General features: G+C 52.1%; 16 protein-coding genes and 1 pseudogene. 16 read left to right on the top strand and 1 reads right to left on the bottom strand.

Translation table 11 applies throughout. The features are described from left to right. The first annotated feature begins 3 nt into the window (after positions 1-3). Both FIV46_RS10680 and FIV46_RS18095 read left to right on the top strand, forming a co-directional pair. Positions 4-1,293 (top strand): adenosylmethionine--8-amino-7-oxononanoate transaminase, encoded by a 1,290-nt coding sequence (locus FIV46_RS10680; protein ID WP_139940919.1) that lies wholly within the window; start codon positions 4-6, stop codon positions 1,291-1,293. Positions 1,294-1,307: 14 nt separating this feature from the next. After that, positions 1,308-1,451: a hypothetical protein gene (locus tag FIV46_RS18095; RefSeq protein ID WP_181163186.1), complete on the top strand. Its 144-nt coding sequence runs from the start codon at positions 1,308-1,310 to the stop codon at positions 1,449-1,451. 162 nt (positions 1,452-1,613) lie between these two features. On the opposite strand, the gene FIV46_RS10675 is transcribed toward FIV46_RS18095, so the two are convergent. Then, positions 1,614-2,084 carry an Lrp/AsnC family transcriptional regulator gene (locus tag FIV46_RS10675; protein ID WP_139940918.1) on the bottom strand — a complete coding sequence of 157 codons (471 nt, stop codon included), beginning with the start codon at positions 2,082-2,084 and terminating at the stop codon, positions 1,614-1,616. A 74-nt stretch (positions 2,085-2,158) separates the two neighbouring features. Between FIV46_RS10675 and FIV46_RS10670 the strand changes: the two genes are divergently transcribed. From FIV46_RS10670 to FIV46_RS10610, 14 genes and pseudogenes are all read left to right on the top strand, one after another. Next, complete coding sequence (locus tag FIV46_RS10670) at positions 2,159-5,710, top strand: indolepyruvate ferredoxin oxidoreductase family protein (RefSeq protein ID WP_342780425.1); 3,552 nt, start codon at positions 2,159-2,161, stop codon at positions 5,708-5,710. An 11-nt stretch (positions 5,711-5,721) separates the two neighbouring features. After that, a complete protein-coding gene (locus FIV46_RS10665) occupies positions 5,722-6,855 on the top strand; it encodes an acyl-CoA dehydrogenase family protein (RefSeq protein ID WP_139940916.1) in 1,134 nt (377 codons plus the stop codon). Between the two features lie 107 nt (positions 6,856-6,962). Further along, a complete protein-coding gene (locus FIV46_RS10660) occupies positions 6,963-7,292 on the top strand; it encodes a branched-chain amino acid aminotransferase family protein (RefSeq protein WP_139940915.1) in 330 nt (109 codons plus the stop codon). 433 nt (positions 7,293-7,725) lie between these two features. Then, positions 7,726-8,295 carry a hypothetical protein gene (locus FIV46_RS10655; RefSeq protein ID WP_139940914.1) on the top strand — a complete coding sequence of 190 codons (570 nt, stop codon included), beginning with the start codon at positions 7,726-7,728 and terminating at the stop codon, positions 8,293-8,295. Between the two features lie 104 nt (positions 8,296-8,399). Further along, positions 8,400-11,327 carry an EAL domain-containing protein gene (locus tag FIV46_RS10650; RefSeq protein WP_139940913.1) on the top strand — a complete coding sequence of 976 codons (2,928 nt, stop codon included), beginning with the start codon at positions 8,400-8,402 and terminating at the stop codon, positions 11,325-11,327. 318 nt (positions 11,328-11,645) lie between these two features. Then, on the top strand, positions 11,646-12,017 hold the full coding sequence (locus FIV46_RS10645) for a hypothetical protein (protein WP_139940912.1): 372 nt from the start codon (positions 11,646-11,648) through the stop codon (positions 12,015-12,017). 621 nt (positions 12,018-12,638) lie between these two features. Further along, positions 12,639-14,348, top strand: coding sequence for a ShlB/FhaC/HecB family hemolysin secretion/activation protein (locus tag FIV46_RS10640; protein ID WP_181163185.1), 1,710 nt, complete (start codon positions 12,639-12,641; stop codon positions 14,346-14,348). Positions 14,349-14,421: 73 nt separating this feature from the next. Next, positions 14,422-16,263 (top strand): annotated as a pseudogene (locus FIV46_RS18475) (two-partner secretion domain-containing protein); the annotation flags it as partial. Positions 16,264-16,734: 471 nt separating this feature from the next. Beyond that, positions 16,735-21,891, top strand: a complete 5,157-nt coding sequence (locus FIV46_RS10635; protein WP_246056924.1) for a YDG domain-containing protein — start codon at positions 16,735-16,737, stop codon at positions 21,889-21,891. Between the two features lie 249 nt (positions 21,892-22,140). Beyond that, positions 22,141-22,818 carry a SapC family protein gene (locus tag FIV46_RS10630; protein WP_139940909.1) on the top strand — a complete coding sequence of 226 codons (678 nt, stop codon included), beginning with the start codon at positions 22,141-22,143 and terminating at the stop codon, positions 22,816-22,818. 91 nt (positions 22,819-22,909) lie between these two features. After that, on the top strand, positions 22,910-23,653 hold the full coding sequence (locus tag FIV46_RS10625) for a peptidylprolyl isomerase (RefSeq protein ID WP_181163184.1): 744 nt from the start codon (positions 22,910-22,912) through the stop codon (positions 23,651-23,653). Between the two features lie 228 nt (positions 23,654-23,881). Continuing rightward, a complete protein-coding gene (locus FIV46_RS10620) occupies positions 23,882-24,271 on the top strand; it encodes a hypothetical protein (RefSeq protein WP_139940907.1) in 390 nt (129 codons plus the stop codon). A gap of 2 nt (positions 24,272-24,273) precedes the next feature. After that, a complete protein-coding gene (locus tag FIV46_RS10615; protein ID WP_139940906.1) occupies positions 24,274-25,377 on the top strand; it encodes a helix-turn-helix domain-containing protein in 1,104 nt (367 codons plus the stop codon). 591 nt (positions 25,378-25,968) lie between these two features. Continuing rightward, positions 25,969-26,733: TetR/AcrR family transcriptional regulator (locus tag FIV46_RS10610; protein WP_139940905.1), on the top strand; the 765-nt coding region annotated here is incomplete at its 3' end.

Here is a 26,733-nt window from a genome sequence, read left to right as displayed (position 1 = left end):
GAGCTGAGCGCGGATCTTCCGGAATGGTACCGGGAAGGCTATGACAATATCTGGCTGCCCTATACCCAGATGAAAACGGCGCCGGATGCCTTGCCGGTGGTCGGCACCGACGGGGTTTACCTGGAGCTGGCCGACGGCCGCAGGCTTCTTGACGGCATCGCCAGCTGGTGGACCGCCTGCCACGGCTATAACCATCCCGGCATGAAAGAGAAAATGAAGGCGCAGATCGACCGGATGTCCCATGTGATGCTGGGCGGCCTGGTCCATGAGGGGGCGCTTGACCTGTCGCGGCGGCTGGCAGGGCTTCTGCCCGGCGACCTTAATCACGTCTTTTTTTCCGAATCCGGATCGGTCTCCGTGGAAATCGCCCTGAAGATGGCGGTGCAGTTCTGGCTCAACCAGGGTATCGAAGGCCGGGCCCGCTTTGTCGGGTTCAAGGCCGGCTATCACGGGGATACCTCTGCCGCCATGTCGGTGGGCGACAGCGACGACGGCATGCACAAGGCGTTCGGCGGCTACCTGCAGCAACAATATATCCGGACCCTGCCGCAAAGCGACGAGGATCTGGCGGAACTGAAACAATTTCTTCGGGAAAACAAGGACAGCATTGCCGGGGTGATCATGGAACCGCTGATCCAGGGCGCAGGCGGCATGAAGTTTCACGAAGCGGAAATTCTGGGAGGCATTGCCGAGGCCTGCCGCAAAGCAGATGTGCTGTTCATACTGGACGAAATTTTCACCGGTTTTGGCCGTACCGGCACCATGTTTGCCTGTGAACAGGCGGAGGTGGTGCCCGACATTATCTGCCTCGGCAAGGCGCTGACGGCGGGCACGGTGGCCATGGCGGCGACAGTGGCCACCGATCGGGTCTATGAGGCGTTTCTGTCTGATGACCCGGAAAAGGCGTTCATGCACGGCCCCACCTATATGGCCAATCCGCTGGCCTGTGCCGCGGCCAATGCCTCGCTGGATATTTTCGAGGAAGAGGATGTGCTGGACCGGGTGAAAAAGATCGAGGGGCATCTGACCCAGAGCTTTGCCCAGTTCCGCGACAAGCCCGGTGTGGTGGATGTGCGGGTCAAGGGTGCGGTGGCGGTGATCCAGCTGGAAAGGATCGAGGATACCGCAAAATTGCGTGAGGAATTTGTCCGGGAAGGCGTCTGGATCCGACCTCTTGGCGATGTCATTTACGTCACGCCGGCCCTCAGTATCGAGTCCGCGGAAATCTCGGCATTGACAGAAGCCATCGACAATGTTCTTAATAGGTCTTCTTGGAACGATTCTAACCAGTAAATTGGGGACAGGGTATGACAAAAGGGCGTTTGCTGGCTCTCAGGCAGCAGTTGCGGGACCTGGGACTCCAGGGATTTGTCGTCCCTCACGCGGACGAACACCAGAATGAATATACACCCGCCAATGCGGAACGGCTTGCCTGGCTGACAAAAAGCTAAGCGCAGGGTCCTAGAACAGGGCTGTGTCTAAGAAGCGCCTTACATTTTAATACTGACCATAGATGCAAACTATAGCTTAAAGTTTCGATATAATTTCGAACGGGTTGGGAGTGGCGCAGCTCATGAACGGTTTTATTTAGCACTTGTTCACAGGGCAGAATGCTATATTTCCACTGTCAGCACCGGCTTGCTTTGAAGCTTGAATGTATTAAGGACAAAACTTGATTCAATATGAGCGATGCCCTTGAGTTTTGTCAGAACCGAAAGCAACTCCCGGTAATGGTCCAAATCATTCACATAGGCATGCAACATATAATCAGCCTTGCCGCTCATCAAATGACCATCGACCACTTCGGGAATATCTGATACGGCCTGCTCAAAAACATGAAGCACCTCGTCAACTTGTCGGTCCAGTGTAATAGAGATCATTACGCCCATTGAGCCCCGGAACAGGCTGTCATTCAGTTCCGCCCTGTAGCCGGTGATAATGCCGTCTTCCTCCATTTGCCGCACTCGGCGTAACGTCGGGGTTAGGGAAAGGGAAATCTTGTCCGCCAGGTCGCGCCAAGATATGCGACCTTCATGGGTCAGGATATCCAGGATCTTCCGGTCAATAGCATCAAGCTTCTTCATGGTAGTAATTATGTCTAATAAATAAATAAATATTGGTTCATAAATACTATATATAGGTTTTGCGTAAGGTCAATATGGCAACACTTGCCAACGAATTAGCTGTATGTTCACAGGCAATATTAATGACTGTGGACTCAAGACGTATGAGCAAGAAAAACGAATATCTGGACGAAATGTATGGAACTGCCGCTGGCAGGACGTTTATGACCGGCATTCAGGCGCTGGTGCGCCTGCCGATGGCGCAAAGGAATCTGGATAGAAAGCGTGGACTAAAAACGGCCGGGCTGTTAACCGGCTACCGTGGTTCACCCCTCGGTGCGTATGACCAGCAGCTGTGGCGGGCGGAAGCCTACCTGAAGGATCATGATATTGTGTTTCAACCGGGTCTGAATGAAGATCTTGCTGCGACAGCCCTTTGGGGGGCACAGATGCACAAGGCCTATGGCTCTTCGGATGTGGATGGTGTTTTCGGCATATGGTACGGCAAGGGCAATGGTGTTGATCGTACCGGTGACGTATTCCGCAATGCGAATACGCTTGGCACCTCAGCACTCGGCGGTGTCCTGGCTGTCGGTGGCGATGATCACGCGGCGCAGTCTTCCATGTTCCCGCACCAGACAGACGGTATTTTCCAGTCTGTGCTGATGCCGGTACTGCAGCCCTCAAACGTGCCTGAAATTCTCACCCTGGGTCTTGCCGGGATTGCGCTCTCCCGCTATTCCGGGCTCTGGATATCAATGAAAACCATTGCGGAGGTAGTGGAAAGCGCTGCCTCTTTTGACCTGCCAGATCTTTTTCCGGATTTTGATCTGCCGGATATTGCCGTTCCCAATCGGGGGTTCGGTTGGGACCCTGCTGTAAACTGGCCGGCGGAAAGAGTAGAATACGAGCGTCGCATGCATGAGGAACGCCTGCCTGCAGCTATGGCATGGGCCGTTGCAAACAGACTTGATCATCCTGTGATGGCGCCACAGAAGCCCCGTTTTGTCATTGTCACCGTCGGCAAGGCCCATCAGGACCTGATGCAGGCGTTTGAGGATATGGGGCTGGGAGTAGCAAAGGTTGCCGAAATGGGAATTGCTATTTACAAAGTTGCTATGAGCTGGCCCCTGGCGACGGAACCCCTTGTATCTTTTGCAAGGGATGCCGAGGAAATCATTGTTGTTGAGGAGAAGGCCCCTATTGTAGAGGATCAGTTAAAATCTGCTCTTTACAACAGGACGGGCAGGCATCCGCGTGTGGTTGGAAAAACTGACGGAACCGGAAAAGCCTTACTCCCAGTTATAAATGAATTTACGCCAGATATGGTGGCGGCCGTACTGGTCGCTAGACTGGGAGCTTTGTTGCCCGAGGAGACGAGGCAAAGACTTGCAGTACGAAAGGAAGCGACGGGAGAGGCCGCAATTCTACCGTTTCCAAAACGAAAGCCATTTTTCTGCGCAGGCTGTCCCCATAACAGTTCGACAAAGACGCCGGAAGGGTCAATCTCCGGCGGCGGTATTGGCTGCCACGTTATGGCGCTTTCCCTGCCCAAGCTGAAAACAGGGACCTTTAGCCAGATGGGCGGAGAGGGCTTGCAGTGGGTTGGAGCCGAACCTTTTTCAAAAACCCGGCATGTTTTCCAGAATCTGGGCGATGGAACATACCAGCACAGCGGCCTGCTAGCCATTCGCGCTGCCGTAGCGGCCAAATCGAATATAACATTCAAGGTGCTATTCAATGATGCTGTGGCGATGACGGGCGGCCAGCCTGCAGAAGGAACACCAGATCCGGTGGGTGTTGTCGAGCAAATGCTGGCCGAGGGGGTCGGCATGGTTTATATCGTTAGCGATGACCCGGCGAAATGGCAGGGGCAACAAAAGATTTCCGGCAACGTTCAGGTCAGGCACCGCGACGAGATGGACGCTGTCCAGCGACATTTGCGAACAATTTCCGGAGTGACTGCAATAGTTTATGAACAGACTTGTGCGGCAGAAAAGCGCCGCCGCCGGAAGCGGGGGGCATTCCCGGATCCGGATAAGCGCCTGTTCATCAATCCGCGCGTCTGTGAAGGTTGCGGCGACTGTTCCGTTCAGTCCAACTGCATTGCCATCGAGCCCACGGATACGCACTATGGTAGAAAACGAAAGATCAACCAGAGCAGTTGCAATAAGGACTTTTCCTGCGTGAAGGGTTTTTGCCCGAGCTTTGTGGAAGTTGCTGGTCCGGTTCTAAGGAAACCAGATAGCGCCTACGTGAAGGGGCTGGAGGAAAATCTGTTCAGGAACATACCGTTGCCGGAACTGCCCGCGCTTGGAGACATCGTTTACAACATCTATGTGGCGGGGATCGGAGGTCTCGGAGTGCTTACAACGGGTTCACTTCTTGGGACTGCGGCTTTCCGGGAAAAACTCAATGCCACGGTTCTTGACTTTACAGGCCTGGCCCAGAAAAATGGGGCGGTTGTCAGTCAGGTTCGAATTGCAGCAAAGGATCATGATATTCATTCGGTACGCATCGGTACACCGGAAGTCCATGTTCTTCTCGGGACGGACCTGGTTGTTGCCTCCAGCGATGATGCGGTTCAGAAAATAGGACACGGCAAGGCTGCTGTTGTTCTCAATACTGATGTGGCGCCAACGGCGGATATTGTAACAAGCAGGGATGCTGAGATTCCAGCGGATGAGATGGCGGCGCTTCTGATGAAGCGGGCACGTAGCGGTTTTGAATTAAAGGCAACATCAATTGCCGAGGGATTATTTGACAATGCGATTGCCGCCAACATGCTGATGCTTGGGTTCGCATGGCAGCAAGGCCTTTTGCCGGTTTCTAGAGAAGCATTGATGAAGGCGGTCGAGATTAACGGTGTCACTGTGGATCTGAACAAACGGGCCTTTATGTGGGGACGTCTGGCTGCAGTAGATACTCAGAAAGTAGAAGCAATTGCGGGGATCAGGGAAGCACAGCCGACACTTTCCCAGGAGGACACAGGATCTCTTGTCGACAGGCGATACAGAGATTTGATTGCTTATCAGGGCGAAACTTATGCAGATTGTTACAGGAATCTTGTCAGCGTTGTAGAGAGTAAGGTGCGAGGGTTGGATGAAGGGGGCGGAGATCTGGTGCGAGCCGTTGCCGTGAATGCCTACAAACTGATGGCCTACAAAGACGAATATGAAGTGGCGCGTTTATATTCAGAACCGGAGTTTATTGAGACACTGAAAGCACAGTTTTCAGGCACTGGGAAGCTATCGATTTGGCTGTCGCCCCCTATAATCTCTCGCACTGACGCCAGAACGAACCGGCCGGGAAAAATCAAATTTGGACCGTGGGTATTTGCGCTCTTGAAAGTAGTTTCCAGGCTGAAGGGACTGCGCGGCACATGGGTGGACCCTTTCGGCAAAACGGCGGAACGCAAACAAGAACGCGCTTTGGTAAGAGACTATTTTGCATTGATCGAGCGCATGGTAACGTCACTTAACGAGGCAACGCTTCCTTTGGCTGTGGAGCTTGCGCAGCTGCCGGATATGATACGGGGATTTGGTCCCGTTAAGGAAGAGGCTATTGAAAAATACCAGGTGCGCCAGAGAGAGCTAATTGAGGAACTTCAACGTGCCGGGCGTTCTGACAAAGAACAGGCAGCATAAGGAACCATAAAATGATTTTGGATGAAACACAGACTGCTGTGCGCGATATGGTTCACACCTTCGCACAAGAGAAAATAAAGCCGAACAGCTTTTCCTATGAGGCAGAAGGCGGATACCCGCTGGCGCTGTTTACCGAGCTTGCTGAACTTGGCCTCTTTGGCATGACGGCCCCAGAAAAATATGGCGGGGCTGCGGTTGATTATGTTTCCTATGCTCTAGCTCTTATGGAACTGGCGGCTGGAGACGGATCACTATCGACCATTATCTCCATTCAAAACAGCCTGATTGTCGGGGGGCTGTTAAAAGACGGGACAGAAGTACAGAAAAACCGATTTCTGCCCGACTTGATTTCCGGCAGGATGATCGGCGCCTTTGCCCTGACGGAAGCCGACGCGGGTTCTGATGCATCTGCTATGCGATCAAAGGCTATGAAAGTTGACGGCGGCTATATAATAAACGGATCAAAGCAGTTTATAACATCCGGCAAAATCGCCGGACTGGCTGTTGTCTTTGCGGTGACAGAGCCCGCCGCGGGGAAGCGGGGGATTTCTGCCTTTCTTGTGCCGACCGATCGACCCGGTTTTGTCGTTGAGAAAGTAGAACATAAAATGGGACAAACGGCATCTGATACCTGTACCCTTAGGTTTGAAGAGGTGTTTGTTGAAGATGAATTGATATTGGGTCAAGAGGGGAAGGGATACAGGATTGCCCTCTCTAATCTTGAAGCAGGGCGCATCGGTATTGCCGCACAGAGCGTTGGTATGGCGCAAGCAGCCCTTGAAGTGGCAACGCAATATGCTTGCGAACGGGTTTCTTTTGGCAAACCGATTATGGAGCATCAGGCCGTTGGGTTCCGCCTTGCCGACTTGAAAACCCGTCTTGAAGCAGCCCGTGAGCTTGTACTGTCTGCAGCACAAATGAAAGACGCCGGAGAACCTGCTCTCATCCAGGCCTCAATGGCCAAACTGTTTGCATCGGAAACGGCTGAAGCGGTTTGTTCCGGCGCGATACAGACCCTCGGTGGATACGGGTATCTGGAAGAGTTCGGACTCGCCAAAATATATCGGGATGTGCGGGTATGTCAGATTTACGAAGGAACCTCTGATATCCAGCGTCTTGTGATTGCACGCTCTCTGGCGGGTTAGAGAAATACGTTGACTGAAAGAAGCGGGTTATTGCATCTACAGACATGTCCTCGCTAAAAGCAATGAAGCGAACCGGAAAGAACTTAGAGTCGTGGAAGGAATAGCAAGTGCCTATCGAAATTAAACCGCTTCCACAGGACAAGCGTGGTCAATGTCCCGCAGAACTGAGTTTTGGTGCAGCATTTGCTGATCATATGTTTTTGCAAAAATATGATACCCGTGAGGGCTGGAACAACGCAGAGATTATATCCATTCAGGATATCGATCTGAACCTGGTGGCGACTGAACTGCATTATGGGCAGGAGATTTATGAAGGCCTCAGAACCTACAGAACAGAGAGTGGCCAGATAAATCTGAAAACATCAGGCGTTTCAATCGCTCAGCCCGCCGTATGGCCATGCCCGTTGTTGGGGAAGATGTGCATCTGGAAGCTCTGAAGACTCTTGTCAACCTTGACCAGGCTTAGGGGCATGCCATTCCCTGTCAGAATACATTTGACAAATAATAACCTTCTGAATTCATAGCGGACTTTTGGGGTGGTTGCATATTTCTTGCGCTTCGCCTTTGCTTGATAGCAAGCAAAAAGGGAAGGCGTTCGCATGATCTCGCGGAAAAAGATATTGAGATCCTGGAGGGTGTAAGAGATCGTAGAAACTGGTCAATAAATCGTAGTTCTGAGATGTGGCGGTCAGCTTCTGTCTTGATATAAGCTTATTTAGAATTTTAAGCGATCGAGGGGGCATGGTGATAGAGCCCGGGTTGAATATAATGGCCACCGGGAGAGCGAAATTAAGATGGGGCACGGTTGCACTCTGTCTTATTTTACCGCTCCCGGCTGTAGCCCAAAAGCCCTCCGGTGCAGGTTCGCACTTGCGCCAGAAAGAACAGCTGCAAAAAAAAGCTGCTCCTCAACAAAAAGCCGAAACTGAGCCGAGAGAACTACGCAATCCTGACCGTGTGGGGGGTGCTGGCCGGTTGTTGGAGCGTGCCCATCTATCCCGCAAGGACGTCTTGGGGGGGGTGGCTAAATCTACCGCACTAAAGGGGTGTTACCACTCTCAAGGTGTGTTCCAGATTGGCAATAGTTCTAAGGCGTCGGTGTCAGCCACAATGTCTCGCCTCCTTGCGGCGATGATTGCTTGCGAGAGCGATGTCGTGACCTTGCCGTCAAACTTCAGCAGGACTGGGGGTAGTAGTGACACCGGTATCATAGCCCAGAGCTTTTACGCCGATTGGAATCCGAGCGGTAGCGGCTTTTGGGTCACTACTTCGAATTATATAAAAATCAACACAGAAACCTTCACACTTGATTCCAGCGGCACTGGCGCTTTGCGCATCGACGATCTCGCGCGAGTGTTGGTTGGTGCTCAGACGATCAAGGGGATCAGCTACTATATAGCGGGAGAAAGTCCGCTGACCTGCGGGTGCGATAAAACGTGATAGGGCGAAGACTAAAACAGAGTGATCTGGGTTGAGTTAATGAGGGCAATAGCGGAGATATTTGGATAAACGAGTAACGATCAAGTAAGAAAGGTTGGCAGGATATGGAGCATATCCCAAGTGATCGAAGTTTGGAGGAAAACGGTTGGGAGAAGTTTCCTTATAAGGGGGCTCAAGGAGCCTATAAGAACGCTACGCAAGGCTTTGACCCGTTGCTAAAACTTGCTATTGAAGCATCTCCCAACGCTATCGGTATTCTCGACTATCGCGACGAGTTGAAAGTCGTGGAAGCCAATGTCGCCTTTGCGCAAATGCTGCAGCGAGACTATGAAGACGTTCTGGGAATCCACCCCTGGGATTGGGATGCGGAGGCGGGCAGAGATCAAATTCTTGAAGCCGCCTACACGAATGGATTCCATGAGGGGGGGGTTCGCCGAATAGAAACCGTCTGGCGCCGGCAGGATGGCACTTTGGTACAAGTTCAGGTGGATGCTGTGCCCTTTTCACTCCATGGCAAGGCGTATGTCTATGTCGATTGTAGAGAAAGAAGCCAGGTTGACGGAGTGGAGAGTTATTCCAGTATTGATAACGAATTGCGAGTAGGGGGTTTTGAGAGTGCCCGCGACGGTATAGCTGTGGTGTCGCTGGAAAAACTGAAAATTGTAAAAGTGAACGCGGCTCTCACAAAAATGCTTGGGCAGGAGCCTTCAAAACTTGTCGGGGCGTGGTTGTCTGATTGGGATACACAGTATATTCAGGCTGTTTTTGCAAATAGCCCCAATCATAATGGAAAGTTGACAATTTCCCCGGTTTATCAGACACAGCTCAAGCGAGCAGACGGGGGGCATGTGGATGCAGAGGTATCTGCTTCCTGCTTTACGTTGGACGGGCAACTTTTTCTTAACATTGTCTACAGAGATATTGGGTGGCGCACAAAACTTGAACGTAGACTGGAAGAGGCTAACAGACGGTTCCACACTTATATTCAGGCAACAAAGCGCTTTATCAGTGTCTATACACTGGAGGGGAAGCTTCTTACTGTCAATTCTATCGTGCCGGATTTTGCCACGACGGCTTTGTGGGCAAAAAGCAATACGCTGTTATGGGAGGAGGATTGCTGGATTGATACAGGTGACCGTAAACGTGTGAGACGGAAGTTCATGGAGGCGGCCGCGGGGGGAAGCGTTCGGTTCGAAGTTAATCAACGTGATGCGCAAGGTGACGTTCAACAGCGAGAAATCCATTTTGAGCCTATTGAAAATGAAAACGGTATAGTCATTCTGGTCTTGGCCAGGAACAATGATATTTCGGATCTCAAAGAAACCCAATCCGCGTTGCGGGAGGCGAGCGATCTTGCCAGTATCACAATATCTTCGATGACGGAGGGGCTGATACGAACTGATGCTGAGGGAGTCGTCAGATTGTGCAATGGTGCGGCCGCCCGTATCATCGGCGCCGATGCCAATGATATTATCGGCAAAAAAGCTGGCTCTGTATATTCGATATTTGACCGCACAACGGGTCGACAAATGGCTGATCCTGTCGATGAGGCATTGAAAGGCAGGCCTTCAATTGATTTTAACAAGTTTATCAATCTAACAGGAATTGAAGGTAACTCCCGTATCATAACCCTGTCATGTGTGTGTCTACCGAGCAGTGAAACTGGACCTGCTGGGGCGGTTCTCGTGTTACGCGATGCTGCAGAACTTGTCGCCTTGACGGAACATCTGAACTGGTTGGCGACCCACGATGAGCAAACATCATTGCTAAATCATCGCGGTTTCACTGAACATCTTGAAGTCGCCCGACGGACGATTACAGACCAGAACCCCGCGTGTCTCCTTTTTCTAGATCTTGATAAATTCAAGGTGATCAACGACAGTTGTGGCCGTGAGGCAGGGGACAGGATGCTTGAGAACATCGTTTGGGTAATCCTGACGTCTATCAGGGAAGATGATATCGTTGGGCGTGTCGGGAGTGATGAATTTGCGATTCTCTTGCGCGGTCTGTCACTTGATAAAGCAAGAGCCGTTGCCGAAAGACTACTTGAGGCTATTGAGGGGTATCGGTTCCTTCATGATACGCGGTTTTATTCGGTTAGCGCGAGTGGCGGAATGACTGTTTTGGACCGGCCAGAAGTTCAGTCGGAAGTGCTTATGTCGGAAGCCCTTGCCGCTTGCGAAGTCGCACAGCAGGAGGGGCGAGGGCGCTTACATGTTTTTCGTTACGATGACTCATCAATTGTTGAAGCGCGACAGGCGGTTGACTGGTTTAACTATATTCAAGAGGGGCTGTCGGAGCATCGCTTTGAACTTTTTCTCCAGAAAGTGGTCTCCCCGGAGAGAAAAATATTGGGGTATGAGGCGCTGATACGCATACAGGATGAGAATGGTAATGTAATTCCACCTGGAGTTTTTATGCCTGCGGCGAGGCGTTATAATATGATGACCAAAATCAACGAAGAAGTCATTGCTCAGGCTACCAAATTAGTCAATGATGACCTCTTCCCTAAAGATGGTCGGTACTTGGCAATAAATATCGGGGCGGCTTCGTTAAGTGATCGGACCTTTCGGGGGTGGGTTCTGGAGCGCCTTTCCGGAGATCCAAAAACAGTTCAACGACTTATGATCGAGATCACGGAAACGGATGAAGTGCATTGGTCTCCTGCGGAAATCGATTTCGTGTTACAATTACGCTTACTTGGCGTTCCTGTCTATCTGGATGACTTTGGAACGGGGTATAACTCTTTTGACCTGCTGAAAACGTTAACTGTTGACGGCATTAAGATTGAGCGCACCCTAGTTGCAGATATTCTCTCAAGCCCTGTGGATCAAGCCATTGTTTCTGCAGCATGTTCTATTGCAGAGAGTCTTGACATAAATCTGGTTGTGGAAGGTGTAGAAACCGAGGAAGTTTTCGAGGAACTGAAGCAACTTGGTGTTCCCCGCTTTCAGGGGTACTTGTTCCACAAGCCTACGGAAGCAAAAATAGTATTGGAAGAAGACAGTCACGTTGACGGCGACAGTTCGTGAATAGCGACGTACCCGGCTCAATTCTCGCTTTCGTGACACCTCTACCCGGCTTTGTCTAAGGGAAGTCTCCCGATCAACTGTAATCTTTCTCAATGCAAATTAGTTATTGGGGAGGGGGCGTACTGATGGCTCCCAGATTATGTCATCGAAGAACTGCAAAAGTTGAAAAGCTAAAACGCCACTTTGCCGAGAGGTTTTTATCGTGTGTGGCCTGATACCAATGGCATAGACCGTTGAAGTCGGAAGCTATGGAGAAACAAACATCGAAACAACTATCTTTTTGAAAGAAGAGGTGTGCCAAAAATGAGGAAGCTAAGTGTGGGTGACAGGCCCATACAGTATGCAATTAATGTTGTTCTCGTGGGGGCAGTGTGCTCTCTTGCAGGATGCAGTGTAGTTAATCAACAATCTAAATCTTACTATCCCCTTGAAGGCAAGACTTATGCGGGTAAGGCGGAGGAGTGCATTATAAGGCGTATCCGTTTTGTTGCGGGGAAACGTGTGTTTCTTACCTTTTACGGCGCAGAAGAGAAAACGCTCGAAGAGCAATATATTTTCTACGAGGATGTTGGAGGGTTCATGTTTGTTTCTGGAGAGCCAGTAAGTTTTACTCGTGCAGAAGATAGATTAAAAATAAACTTTTACTCTTGCCCATATGTTTATCAAGTGAGTGAGCAGGCTGAACAATGAACTATTTCCATAGGTTGGATAGTTCTGAGAGTATATTAAGCTACACTTTGCATCTCTTGTCGGGTTTTCTGTCTCGTGTGTTTATGCTACCCCGTCTGTCATCCACCCAACGATAGAGAGTTATAATAAACCTTTCGGTGTGTTGCCATCGCCTGCGCAATGAAACTGCGGGTGACTATCAAAGTCAACCTGTCCTCCGATCCCGGTGCGTACTCCAACGTGCTCCGCAAAGGCCTGCAGGAAGTGGTGTATCGGGGCATGGAGGGCTATGGACCGCCTGTTCTCTTCCAGATTACGCAGCACAAATTAAAATTTTCCGGATTAATTGCGGGCAGTTTGGGATCTTGCGTGTTTCTTGCATCCCACTCTGGAAAAAATCCCGCCGCGGGAAGCTTCGGCGGGTCTCGTGGGAAAAATGTTTGGAGATCCCAGGGGAATGCAGGATTTCGTAGAATGTAGTCAATATATCGTAACCCTGGGATGTGGAAGTCAGTTTCCAGCTTGATATAAGATCTTTTAAATTTTTAAGAAATTGAAGGGGGCGAGTTGAAAGCGTCAAATTTCGGTATGGAGTCCGTCCGAAGAGCAGGCATAAGAGGATGTGCGGCCGCATTCTGTCTTATGTTGCCGCTTCCGGCTTTAGCTCAAACGCCACCCGATGCAGGTTCGCTTTTGCGCCAGCAAGAACAGCTGCAACAAAAGGCTGTTCCTCAGAAAATACCTGAAGCTGAATCGAAAGAACCCGGTAAGTCTGGCCGTGTGGAGGATGCGGGTGTTAAGGTTCAGATAAAAAGCATCCGTTTTACAGGTGCTGTGGACCTGATGCCGGAAGCGGAGTTGGACGCCGTCGTCGCGGAAACGGTTGGGCAGGCGCTTGGTTTTAGTGATCTTGAGGCGCTTGCTGACAAAGTGACGAAATGCTTGCGGGATGCCGGCTGGTTGTTGGCGCGCGCCTATCTGCCCCGCCAGGACGTCTCTGGAGGGGTGATAGAAGTCGCCATACTTCAAGGGCATTTGGCCGGCAGCCAGGGAGAAGGTGGTGGCTGGCAGATCAATCTTTCAGAAAAGAGCCGAATAAATAAAGGCACCCTTACCGCCATTGTCGAAAAAAACGCTCCATCAGGCACCTCGCCGAAGGAAAAGCAACTGGAGCGTGCCTTATTTCTGATAAACGACCTGCCAGGCATTTCGGCCCGGTCGAGACTTGCGCCGGGCAAGGAAAAGGGTGCCACTCAAATCACGGTTGATGTTGAAGAGGCGCCTCTCCTCACCGGAATAATCTGGGCGGATAACTATGGCAATCACAGTACGGGCAAAGCGCAGGCCAATGCACTGATTAATGTCAATGATCCGCTCGGCTATGGTGACCATGCCATTGTATCCGGCGCCAAAAGCAAGGGTATACGCTTGTTGCGTTTGGGATATGATCTGCCTTTAAACAGCAATGGCTTCCGTGCGGCGGTGGGCTATACCACTATGGATTATGAGGTGATCGATGGTTCCGGTCGCCTGGCGGAACTGGCGGGCGATTCACATATTGTGAATGCCGGTATCAGTTTCCCATTCATTCGCGGCCGGCTATTCAACGTTTTTGGCGGCATGGGGTACGAGCATAAAGCTCTCAGGGACAAAAGCAGTGCCGGTACGCTTCGCGACAAACGAGTGAATGTGGTCAATCTGACCCTTGGTGTGGATTACATCGATCGATGGGGTGGTGGTGGCGTAAACCATTTGGGCGGCGCTGTGACCTCCGGCGATCTGGACCTGTCGCGTGTGGCTTCGGACAAGGAAGTGGACGCGGCTACGCTCAACACCGATGGCCATTACCATAAATTCAGCCTCAATGCCTCTCGCTTACAGCGTCTGTCAGCCCGTTTCACCTTGCTGGGGCGTTTCTCGGCTCAATGGGCCAATGGTAATCTGGATTCTTCGGAAGAGTTCATTTTGGGCGGTCCCAATGGCGTGCGCGCCTATCCTGTGGCGGAAGCGCAGGGCGATGAGGGTTGGTTGGGCAGTGTTGAGCTGCGCTATGACTGGCCACGAGAAACGCGATTGGGCCTGCTGCAACTGTCCGCATTTATCGATACAGGTCGTATTCGTGTTCACCATGATCCCGGTGACGTCGCCATTCCTACGGCGACAGGTAAAAACAGCTACCAACTGAATGGCGCCGGCATTGGCGTCCATGTCAGCCGCTCCGGCAGTCACAGCGTCAGGCTGGGATGGGCGCATATACTCGGACACAATGATGGCCGCACTATAGATGGCAAAAATGCTGATGGAGAAACGGATACTAGCCGTTTCTGGCTGCAAGGCGTCGTTTGGTTTTAACGGTGCGCCGGCAACATCAGTTCGTACAAAATAAAAGCTGGTTCTTAACCGAATAAAAGCAAGGAAATATGTCATGAACAAAGTCTACCGTCTGGTCTGGAGCAAAATTAAGAGCGCCTGGGTAGCAGTTTGTGAATTTGCCAAAAGCGCCGGCAAGTCCGGCACGGTCGGTCTCAGCAAAACGGTGATCGGCATTATAGTTCTAAGCCTGTTAGGTCTAAACGGTATCGCCCTGGCTGACCCCGCCGTGAATGCGCTGCCCACCGGTGGGCAAATCACTGCCGGTTCCGGCGGAATTGGCCAGTACGGCACCAGCATGCTCGTGCGGCAGGATTCCCAGAAGATGATTGTCACCTGGCAGAGCTTTGACATCGGTTCCAATGCCAGTGTCACTTTCTACCAGCCCTCCAGCAGCAGCATTGCGCTCAACCGTGTGCTGGGGGAGGACCCAAGTCAAATCCTGGGGCGGCTCAACGCCAACGGTCATGTCATGCTTGTCAATCCGGCGGGTATTGTTTTTGGTGATGGCAGCCAGGTCAATGTTGGCGGCATTACCGCCTCCACCCTCGACATCGCTGATGAAGATTTCCTTGCCGGCCATTTCAACTTTATCAACCCGGACGATGCCGCCGCAGTGGAAAATTTCGGTCACATCCTTTCCCGTGGCGGGGTTGTGGCCTTGGTGGCGCCAGTCGTGAAAAACCAGGGCAGTATTGATGCCTCCAACGGCAGCGCGGCATTGGCAGCGGGCGACGATATCACTCTCGACTTCTCCGGTGACGGTCTGGTCACCGTCACGGTCAACCGGAGTGACCTGGACAGGCTGATCGAGAACAAAGGCGCCATACGCGCCGGTGACGGTGTGGTGATCCTCACCGCAGGCAGTGCCCGGGACTTGCTCTCCAGCGTGGTGAACAACAGCGGCATTATCGAAGCTGAAGGCATCACCCAACATGGCGGCCGCATCCTGCTCGACGGCGGCAGCGTCACAAACACCGGTACGCTCAATGCCGGCAGCGACAGCCATGACGGCGGCAGTATCGCCATCGATGGCCAGACCGTGATGCTCGGCGGCGACATCGGCGCTGACGGCGTCAACGGTGGTAGCATCAATGTTGCCAGCGAGGGCCTACTTTCGCTGGCCGACAAAGTGCATGCCAAAGGCCGCAATGGTGACGGCGGCATTATTCATTACCGTGCAGAACGTATCATGGAAATCACTACAGGCAGCACCGATGCCAGTGGTAGCGAAAACGGCGGCAGTATCAGTGTGGACGGAGGAGGCAAGTTCGCCAGTTCCGGCAGTTACCGCGCCGATGGCGTGCAGGGTGAAGGCGGATACATCGACATCACCGCCAATGCCGTATACTTGCTTTCGGCCGACATTGATGCGAGCGGTGGCGATAGCGGTGGCCTGGTGCGCATCGGTGGCGCTTTCCAGGGTGGCAAGACGCCGGATCCCGCCCAGCCATATTACGACAGTTTCCTTGGTCGCTGGGGCGACACCGATTCCATTCGCAATGCCGACACCAGCTTCGTCAATGACGCTACCGCTATCAATGTGAGCGGCGGTAACGGCCAGGGCGGCACGGTCGTGGTCTGGTCGGACACGCAGACCACCTTCCTGGGCAGCGTCGATGCCACCGGTGCTGTCGGCGGTGGCTCGGTGGAGCTCTCCTCCGCCGGTGAACTGCGCAAAGTGGCGCTCTCCGGCGTGACCCTTGGTGGTGGCCAGTTGCTGCTCGACCCCAAGGACATCATCATTGGTGATGAGAACATCATTGAGAGCTGGGCCTATGCCGGCATCATGGGCTCCATCATTGATATCGATACCGAATTGGAGGCCGGCGACCAGTTCGGCCGAGCGGTGGCGCTCAATGCCGCGGGCGACCGGCTGGCAGTTGGTGCCGATTACGATGATGGCGCTGCTAATAACAAAACAAGAGCGGGTGCAGTGTATCTCTTCAGCTTCGCGGACACCGAGTTCTCGGGCGGGGCGCTGGAAGCCCTTATTGGCTATGGTTACACCGGTGGCAAGAACATCGATACGACTAGCCACGTGGCCAGAGCAGGAGAGGGATTTGGTCTTTCAGTATCGCTCAATGCCGCCGGTGATCGACTGGCAGTTGGGGAGGTTTATGATTATGGTGCCAATAACAATGTGATCGGTTCGGGCGCAGTGCATCTGTTTAGCTTTACCGACACCAGCTTTTCCGGCGGGGTGCTGGAGGCCACTATCGGCGCAGATTATACCGGCGGCAAGAATATAGACGAGACGACGCTAGGGGCCCACTATTATTTCGGCTCATCTGTATCGCTGAATGCGGCGGGGGACCGCCTAGCCGTTGGCGCATGGATAGGTAATACTGACAACTATCCAGGTAAAGTGTATCTGTATAGTTTTACCGATACCAGTTTTTCCGGCGGGGTGCTGGAGGCAGAGATTGGCGCCCGAACCTCATCCGGCGGTAAGAATCTCCCTTTGTCTCTGAATCAGTACGACTTTTTTGGTCGGGGTGTTTCGCTGAATGCAGCTGGTGATCGGCTCGCTGTGGGCGTTCCGGGAAAACGAGCAGTTTACCTTTATAGCTTTAGCGACACCAGTTTTTCCGGGGTCGCGCTGGAGGCTACGGTCGATAACTCGCCAACCGGTGTTAAAGATGTCTATGTCGACACTATTCCTGGCTTTGGCGAAAGCATTTCGCTTAATGCCGCTGGTGACCGGCTAGCAGCAGGAACATCGGGAACAAATAGCAAAGTCTATCTCATCAGTTTCACCGATGGCGATTTCAATGGTGGCGTGTGGGAGGCCGCCATCGGTGTTGGTGAGACCGGCGGCAAGAACATCGATATGACCGGGCCGGTGGAGTCGGGCGATTATTTTGGCCACGCAGTGTCTCTCAACGCCGCCGGCGACCGTCTGGCGGTTGGGGCATATAGAGATGATGGTTACGGCAATGCCAAAACCTATGCCGGTGCGGTCTATCTCTTCAGTTTCAGCGACACCAGCTTCTCCGGCGGTAGCCTTCAGGCAACCATGGGCGGTGGCTATGTCGCCGGTAAGGATGTCAATGTGGCGGAGCTGGAGACCGGCAACGATGCCTTCGGTATCTCCACCTCCCTCAACGCCGCGGGCGATCGCTTGGCCGTGGGGGCATGGGGCGATGACGGCATTGGCGAATCCGTCACCGACAGCGGTGCGGCATATCTTTTCAGTTTTACCGATGTGGCCTTTTCCGGCGGTGCTCTGGAGGCGATCGCCGGCAGCGGCTACAGCGGCGGCAAGAATGTAGATGTGGCCGCCCTGGAGGCCAGCGATGCCTTCGGCAGCGGGGTGGCGCTGAATGCTGCGGGTGACCGCCTGGTTGTCGGCGCCTCCGGCGATGACGGCAGTGGCAATGGCGTAAGTGACAGCGGAGCGGCGTATTTCTTCAGTTTTACAGATAGCGATTTCACCGGCGGAGTGCTGGAGGCTACCTTGGGCAGTGGTTACAGCGGCGGCAAGAATGTCGATGTCGCCAATCTGGAGGCGGACGATGGCTTCGGCAGCGGCGTATCACTCAATGCTGCGGGCGACCGCCTGGTCGTCGGCGCCTCCGGCGATGACGGCAGTGGCAACGGTGCGAGCGACAGCGGCGCGGTCTATCTGTTCAGTTTCAGCGACGCCGATTTCACCGGCGGGGCGCTGGAAGCTACCCTCGGCAGCGGTTACAGTGGCAGCAAGAATATTGATGTCGCCAACCTGGAGGCAGGCGATGCTTTTGGCGGCGGGGTGGCGCTCAACGCTACCGGCGACCGCCTGGTCGTCGGCGCCTCCGGCGACGACGGCAGCGCCAACGGTGCGAGTGACAGCGGCGCGGTCCATCTGTTCAGTTTCAGCGACGCCGACTTCACCGGCGGGGCGCTGGAAGCTACCCTTGGCAGCGGTTACAGCGGCGGCAAGAATATTGATGTCACGAGCCTCGAGGCGGGTGATGCCTTCGGTTCTTCTGTGTCGTTCAACGCCGCAGGCGATCAGTTGGCGGTGGGCGCCTCCGGTGATGACGGCGATGGTAATGTTGCGAGTGACAGCGGCGCGGCCTACCTGTTCGATTTTACCGATACCAGTTTTACCGGCGGTTCCCTGGAGACTACACTGGGGTTCGGCTACAGCACGGGTTATGACGTCGCAGTGAGCAGCCTGGAGGCGGATGATGCCTTCGGCTCGGCGATATCACTCAACGCGAACGGTGATTTGCTGGCGGTGGGCGCTGCCGGTTACGACGGCGTTGGCAATATCGAGGACGGCAGTGGCGGGGTCTATCTCTTCATTGGCACCGAAGTATCGCTCACGACACCACTAAACGATGCAACTACTTATGTCTCACTTTCAGGCCAGACTGCCAATGTGCTGGCCAGCGACTTGGCTGCGCAACTCTCGACCGGCGCCAGCGTTACCCTGCAGGCGTCTAACGACATCACCGTCAGCAGTGCCGTCATCGTTGACAATGCCTCGGGCGATGGCGGCGCACTGAGCCTCAATGCCGGCCGCTCCATTCTGGTCGATGCCGACATCACCACCGATAACGGGGCGCTTTATCTTTACGCCAACGACACGCTGGCCAATAGCGTGGTAGATGCCGATCGCGATGCGGGGGCGGCGGTGATTTCCCTGGCCAGCGGGGTGAGCCTTGATGCTGGTACGGGCGCGGTGGAATTGTTGATCCGCGACGGCGCAGGTAAGACAAATGCCGAGAGTGGGGACATCACCCTGGACGGTGCGATTACTGCCGACACTATTGTGCTCGGCAATGAAGGTCCCACCGCCGGTTCCGGTGTGGTACTGGACAGCAACACCTCACTCACCGCGGCCGGTACGGGCACGGCGATAGACATTTACGGCGATAGCTTCACCAACAATGCCGGTGCGGCGGTGCTGTCCGCCGCCAACGGCCGCTGGCTGGTGTGGTCTGACGATCCGGCTGGAGATACACGCGGCGGCCTGAGCTACGACTTCAAGCAGTACAACGCTGTCCATGGCAGCAGCACTGTTCTGGGGAGCGGCAACGGCTTCCTGTACGAACTGGCGCCGACACTAACGGCTGCCGTCACTGGTTCAATCAGCAAGGTCTATGACGGTACAGTGGATGCGTCCGTTGGCGTCGGCGATCTGTCGGTGTTGAGCGGCGTGGTGGATGGCGACAGTGTGATCCTTAGCGCACCGACCTCGGCCAGCTATGATGATAAGAATGTGGGTGCCGGCAAGACTGTGACCGCGACAGGCGTGTCACTGGTCTCCGCCAGCAACGGCGCAGCCGTGGTCTATGGCTACCAAATGGCGAGCGCCGATGCCAGCGGCATCACAGGCGAAATCACAGTGAAGAGCCTGACGGTGAGTGGCATCACCGCTGACGACAAGGTCTATGACGGCACCACCGATGCCAGCCTGCAGACCGGCGCCGCGGTGTTCAGCGGCATAATCAGCGGTGACGATCTGTCCATCAATGCCGGCGCCCTGATCGGCAGCTTCAGCGACAAGAACGCGGCTGTCGGCAAGACTGTGAGCATCAGCGGCATCACGCTCACGGGCGCCGATGCCGGCAACTATGCGCTGACGGCCACCATCGACAGCGTCACTGCGGATATTACCGCGAAGAGCCTGACGGTGAGCGGCATCACCGCTGACGACAAGGTCTATGACGGCACCACCGATGCTACCCTGCAGACCGGCGCCGCGGTGTTCAGCGGCATAATCAGCGGTGACGATCTGTCCATCAATGCCGGCGCCCTGGTCGGCAACTTCAGCGACAAGAACGCGGCTGTCGGCAAGACTGTGAGCGTCAGCGGCATCACGCTTTCGGGCGCCGATGCCGGCAACTATGCGCTGACGAGCACCAGCGATACGACATCAGCAGATATAACGCCAAAGCAGCTCGGTTTTGACCTGCATGGCCAGGGCAGCAAGGTTTATGATGGCACCACCGATATCAGTCTGTCTGGCGTAACATTAACTTTGACCGGGGTGATTAGCGGCGACAGCGTCGGTATCGACACCGGCACGGTGACCGGTTTTGCGGATAAGAATGTGGGTTACAACAAGGCGGTTACCTTTACCGGTTTCGCCCTGCAGGGCGCGGATGCCGGTAATTACCTTCTGGTTTCCGGTAACACGTCAACCACAGCGAATATCACGCCGAAGAGCCTGACGGTGAGCGGCATCACTGCTGACAACAAGGTTTATGACGGCACCACCGATGCCGTCCTGCAGATCGCTGCCGCGGTGCTTGACGGATTGGTCGACGGTGATGATCTGAACCTTGATGCGAGCGCACTTGTTGGTAGTTTCAGTGACAAGAACGCAGGCACGGACAAGACTGTGAGCGTCAGCGGCATCACGCTTTTGGGCGCCGATGCCGGCAACTATGCGCTGACGGCCACCACTGGTACGACGACAGCCGACATCACAGTGAAGAGCCTGACGGTGATTGGAATCACGGCCGAGAACAAGACCTATGATGGCAATACTGACGCTACGATCAGTAGCTACGGCAGCCTGTCGGGTATCGTAGCCGGAGATTCGGTAGCGCTGGATACCAACAATGTCAGTGCAAGCTTTGAGGATCCCAACCCCGGCAATAAAAAGGCGATTATTGTCAGAATGGAATTGACGGGCCTGGATAGCGGTAACTATGTGCTCCCGGATCAAGCGGCAACGGCGGATATTTACAGTGCCGAGAATCCACCTGCTATTCCCGCAGATGGCCCTGTTGATCCAGGTGGGCCCGCAGATCCGTTCACCCCGAAACCGTTATTCGAGGGGAACTCCGAGGGATCCGGGTTTGACGGTTATTTCACTGTAGATTCCGGCGACAGCATCTCAGATATGCCAAACAGCGTTAGTGAGCACCAAACAGGCGGGCATATTGACTTTGAGGGCGATGAGAGAATTGAGCCTTTTAGCTTGAGTATCGAAGGCGATACCGCCGAATTGAGCATCGGTGATGGCGAGATTTATACGGTTGTCGAAGGCGACAATCTTTGGGATATTGCCGGATTAAGTAGTGTTTACGGCGAGCCCCAGGGATGGCCGCGGATATATACGGTTAATGGTGAGCAAATTACAAATCCCGATCTAATCTACCCCGGACAACAGCTCAAGATTGAGCACCACGGTGTCAAGTCATTCGGTATTACCGTTCCTGTGTTTACTCAACGGGGGGATACGCTGGAGTCGAATGGTGTGCTGGCGGTGAATGCTTACCGCGTAGAGCATCAAGACAACCGCTGGTCTGCTTCCCCGACCGATATTCCCGATGTATCAGCTCCTTCAATCGACATGGATGGCGCTCGCTTTGTCACAGTTCCAGTGACTATGCCGGGCGACCTGGAGGCCAAGCTGCGTGTTGGGATTACCAAGGATGATGTGCTGCTGATAGAGGCGTCGCATGAGGTGAGAGCGGAATATGACGAGCGACATATCCTGCTGTTGGCTATCGTCGTCGCGAAACACCGTCTTGATGTAGACCCGGAAACGATCCGAGCCGTGGTGTTTCAGGATAAATGACAGTGGGGGCACATTTACGCAAGATATCTGGTACCGCCCGGGAATCGATGGGGCGGCTATGAGAGTAAACCTGAACTCAGGTGCGATACTATTGTGGGAAAAAATGCGGTCAGATTGCAATTCGGGAATAGGTAACTGACTGATTAAAGACAGTAGTCCAGTAGCCTTTTGAGCAAAGCAGGTCATGCGTCGGAGAAATGAAGCGAGTTGAGAGTAGTCATATATTAACCACCAGGAAGGAGTACTTACGTGAACCTGAGCGGTTTAAGTTCAGACAGACATCGGAATATAAAGTTTCGGAGAATAACCTCGTATGACCATGTTGAAAGTCATCATACTGCGTCAATAACGACAGTAGAGATTGCAAAGGCAGCATTGTGTTATCCGGTCCTATTCTTACAAAGGCAGGGTGTATTTCATCCTGTCGTGTTGCTGGGCCTTGCGGCAAACGAGAACCTGTATTTGGAGGGTAGTAGTTGGCGGGGCGTATATGTTCCAGCGTCGATAAGAGCCTACCCATTTCGACTGGCGGGTGAACATGTGCTTATCGACGAGTCCGCGCCACATTTTAGCAATTCAGAAGGAGAGACACTGTTTACCGATACAGGGGATCCCACGCAAGCATTATGTGACGCACTGGGTTTCTTGCGTGCTTGCAACGACGCGGAAAACGACACACAGAAGTGGTGCAAGTATCTGGATGAACGAGATCTTCTGGTAGAGCGTTGCCTGGAAGTCATCAGCCCTCAAGGTGCACGATACAGGGTTAACGGTTATTATGTTGTAGATCAAGCTGCCATCTCATGTCTGCCTGATATTGAAATTGCAACGCTTGAACGTGAAGGTGTCCTGTCGTTGATACATGCACACTTGCATTCCCTTGAGCACCTCACCGAGCTGGCGGCGCAACGGGACGCCATCACCTGAAAGCTGCTTGGAAAATGTTGAGTAAAGTACATAGCAGGACAAATGATTCAAGTACTAAAATGAAAAGGACGGGAATAGCATGAGGAATAAGATGGCCAAGATCCTGATAAGTGTTGTGCTGGGTATGTTAATGACAATCACAGTGCTTGAAGCAAAAGAAAATGGCTATGCAGTGTTAACCACAGCGCAGCTACGGCAGCAGTTAACTTCTCAATTGCCCGACGAACAGAAGCAGCGCATAAGTGACGAGTTGGAGGCGCAAGACGAAATTCTTGCGGAAGTAGCTCGGCTTCAGCTGGAGGGGGATAAACAGGTTAAGACCGAAATCGAATTGGCTCGCAGAAAAGTTTTAGTTCAAGCATATTGGCAATACTTTTTTAAAAGGAATCCTGTCCAGGAAAGCGATGCCAGAGAAGTTTACAATCAACTTCGGCAACTTAATGGCGATAAGCAATATCGGCTTAGCCAGATAGTGGTTTCTGATGAGGGGGCTGCCCGTAAAGTTCTTGATGCGCTGAAGGACAGAAACAGTTTTGCAAAGCTTGCTAAAGAAATGTCGCTGGACGCGACGACGGCGCAACAGGGTGGGGATTTGGGGTGGCGCTGGAAAAGCGATTTAGTGCCTGAATTTCGCCGTGTAGTCGATTTGCTGGAAAAGGGTGAATACACCACGCCGCCAGTGGCGCTGGCTAACGGATATGTGATTTTAACTTTGGATGGGGTTCGGCAGCAAACCTTTCCGGGGTTTGAAAAGCTTAGATCTCATCTGATGAAAATTTTGGGTTTTCAGGCTCAACAGATGGAACTTCGAAGGATCAGGAAGAAAAGCAATTAGTTACCTTGCTGCAATTGATAGAGCAGCTAGTTAACGCAATATGTTATTGTGGGGATCGTTCCACCTGCGATTGGTTGCAATCGCGTTACTTTCTCTAAAAAATGAATATGACATCAATTTTGTGGAATTCAACTGAAGCATCGGTTACTAAAGATTCAGGAAGCAACCTACGGTCGTCCTTTAATCAGAGCAAAAATGTCTAAGAATAGTGAACCCGAGAGCAGGCAGGTGACTGATGAAAAAATAATCCTCAGGCTGGCAAGAAAGGATCTCCTTACTTCCGAATGGCTATCAGTGAATCAAACAATGGTCATCTGTTTGCTAGGGGCTGCCTCGATATTGTCGGCCGAGCTGAAGTCGCTGGAACTGAAAGCTGAACCGATGGTCAATGTGCAGGCTTTGATCCCTGAAAGCGTTCAATCTCCACATAGCATGTGTAAACAACTGAATGCCAGTTTATTTGCTAGTCCCACCAATGAAGACAAAGTTGGGGGGGCATATGTAGCGACGAATATCATGGCGATTCAGGCAATAAGGTCAAAAAGCGCAGCTGCAGGAAAGGGCGAATGTGTGCGATCCCGGCCGCTTACAGTAAAACCTAGTTACAACAGGAAATAAGTATGTCTTGGAACCAACCACCGGTAGAAGTACTTACAATAGACTGGTTAAAGGAAAAAAAAGAAATACGTCTAATAAACGAGCCTGAATCAATCTACAGAACAGACGCTCCAATTCCTGCAGAAATAGGCAAAGGTTGGGTAGAGTTCCAGAATCTGAGTTTGGGGACCAGTCTCTGCCAGGGCTCTTTCACCTTCACTCCCAAAGCGTCAGGACAGTTTATTTCCTTACCTATGGAACGCGGTAACCTTGATGGACCAATTTTGACCATACTCTCTGTCAGAAAGGGACAGGTAGCTATCCGATCGGCTGATGTTAACCAAGAATATTGGCTAGACAATAATATTCAGGCATTTACGTATCGGCAGTTCCTTGATTGCACTCTGCGACTTAATACAAATGAAGCCGTTGAATTGGCCTCGATAAAGATCAGTCAATCATTTCTTTATCGTTTTTTTGGGGAAGAAGAAACTCATAGGCTTTTGCGAGCATTGAATATTGAAAAAATCTCCTCAATACAATGCATGGCGACTCCTGTCTATATTTCAGAGATTTTGCATGGAAACATACATAAGCCGATAGTAGATGATATGGGAAAATACTATGTTCAGGTCAAGATTCTTGAATATTTGACATTATTAGCCCAATACTTGAGTTCTTTGAAATCAAACAACGAAAGTTCTTCGCATAAGGCTAGAATACTGAAAGAAATTCATGATGAACTGGTTGAGTTTGATGGCAAAATCCCAACACTTGACGAGTTGTCTAAAAGATATGGTATGTCCGGTAGGGTGCTCAATAATAAATTCAAAAATAGATACGGTGAGAGTATTTGGTCTTTCATGAATAATCAGCGGCTGTATAGGGCTCACAAGGCAATTCAAAGCAGCGACATTGCACTTAAAGCGCTGTCTGCTCAACTCGGCTATTCTTACGTTAACCACTTTATCACCGCCTTTAAGCGTAAATTTGGTTACACACCAGGTAATCTTCGCAGGCAAGTGTCTGGACGAATCCACATTCCCCATAGCAAGGTACAAGTAGACGGTCATTTTGCGAATGGTTCGGCCAATCAGATAAAGTCTGACTTTCAGTTTAGTGACTAGATAGCATTTCTGTTTTTCGTCGATGTACGAAATCACGACCTTATCAAAGTCTGTGAAGGATGGTCATATAATATCCCTCCAAAGTACTCGATATCTTCAACTCCGCACTTTGTTCCAACGCTACTCACTCATACTTTGGCAATAGCTGAGAACAGTGATGTGTAAATGGAGGGAAAAAACACTGTGGGCGCAAAACCCATAAGATTTGATAATTAGTGGTAACTTTCCAGAAGCCTTTTTCCTCAAGTTTCGCTGGAATGCGCATTAGAGACCGAATTATATTATAGATTATAAAAAAAGTTTTAGTTCCGTTGGCCGAAACCTGTTTTTTTATAATGCCTACGTATGGGGACCCGCTCTTGTGATATTTTTTTCAACGGTTGGGTTTTATTCTATAGGCGGCAAAAGTAGATGAGTGTTGATTGCGCAATATGAAAAATGATATCAGATTTAATAATATAATTTGCAGAATAACATGGTGGGGTAGGCTCCAACTATATTAACACTGCTGTCTGATAGTTAATGATGACACATAAAGATGTAGAGAAAATCAGACCGACGGCAGTTGTTTTGCTTCGATGAGGGTGAAAAATGGAAAGTTACAGTTTCTTGGAACATAGTTACATTGAATGGCTTGCAAAACGTATTGATAGCGGCCTTTTCAAGAAAAAGGGAGAAAGATCCAGGGAACGCCTTAAACTGGCAGCAGCTCGGAATCTTGAGACCAAGGGGTACCATGAAATGCGCGTCGCCGACATCACGCATGATGCTGGTGTGTCGGACGGGGCGTTTTATGTTTATTTCCAGGATAAGAGGGATGTTACTCTTGCGGTTATGAGGGAATTTGTGGAACTCCTCGAGAAGTCCTCTGAAAATTCGACAGAGAAAACGCCCCAGGGGAGCCCCTCTGCGCCGTTTGAAATGGTACGGCGGCAGAATCTCAGATATATCTCGGTAGGTCGGGCAAACGCTGGCCTGATGCGTTGCATTCTTCAGATCACTGATCAGGAGGCAGAGTTTGATCGATTGGTGCAGAAGATGAACCATGACTACTACCAGCGGATTACGAAAAGTGCTCTCAAGAAAAATGAAGGGAAGGAGTGGTCTAAAGAAACGGTGTTGTTCTTAGCCTATTCACTGGGCGCTATGATGGACGAACTGTTTCGTCGCCTGGTAATTCAACCTGATAAATATCTTTGTGAGATTGTAGCAGAGATAGCCCCGTCCGATGCTGCGTTGGCCGATCTTCTCAGTATAATCTGGATTAGAGTTCTCTACCCCTCTGCAGGCGTTCCAGAAGGGCTGTCGCGTTCCGCAAAAGAGCTTATGTCCGCGATCAGATCATCGGACAACGCA

Origin of the sequence: Emcibacter nanhaiensis (genome assembly GCF_006385175.1) — a bacterium.
Classification (GTDB): domain Bacteria; phylum Pseudomonadota; class Alphaproteobacteria; order Sphingomonadales; family Emcibacteraceae; genus Emcibacter; species Emcibacter nanhaiensis.
This window is presented reverse-complemented; position numbering and strand designations above follow the sequence as displayed.

Excerpts from the sequence above, each read along its gene's own strand:
- FIV46_RS18095 (WP_181163186.1), top strand. The coding sequence starts at position 1,308 with ATGACAAAAGGGCGTTTGCTGGCTCTCAGGCAGCAGTTGCGGGACCTG.
- FIV46_RS10675 (WP_139940918.1), bottom strand. The coding sequence starts at position 2,084 with ATGAAGAAGCTTGATGCTATTGACCGGAAGATCCTGGATATCCTGACC.
- FIV46_RS10670 (WP_342780425.1), top strand. The coding sequence starts at position 2,159 with ATGGCAACACTTGCCAACGAATTAGCTGTATGTTCACAGGCAATATTA.
- FIV46_RS10665 (WP_139940916.1), top strand. The coding sequence starts at position 5,722 with ATGATTTTGGATGAAACACAGACTGCTGTGCGCGATATGGTTCACACC.
- FIV46_RS10650 (WP_139940913.1), top strand. The coding sequence starts at position 8,400 with ATGGAGCATATCCCAAGTGATCGAAGTTTGGAGGAAAACGGTTGGGAG.
- FIV46_RS10640 (WP_181163185.1), top strand. The coding sequence starts at position 12,639 with ATGTTGCCGCTTCCGGCTTTAGCTCAAACGCCACCCGATGCAGGTTCG.
- FIV46_RS10625 (WP_181163184.1), top strand. The coding sequence starts at position 22,910 with ATGGCCAAGATCCTGATAAGTGTTGTGCTGGGTATGTTAATGACAATC.
- FIV46_RS10615 (WP_139940906.1), top strand. The coding sequence starts at position 24,274 with ATGTCTTGGAACCAACCACCGGTAGAAGTACTTACAATAGACTGGTTA.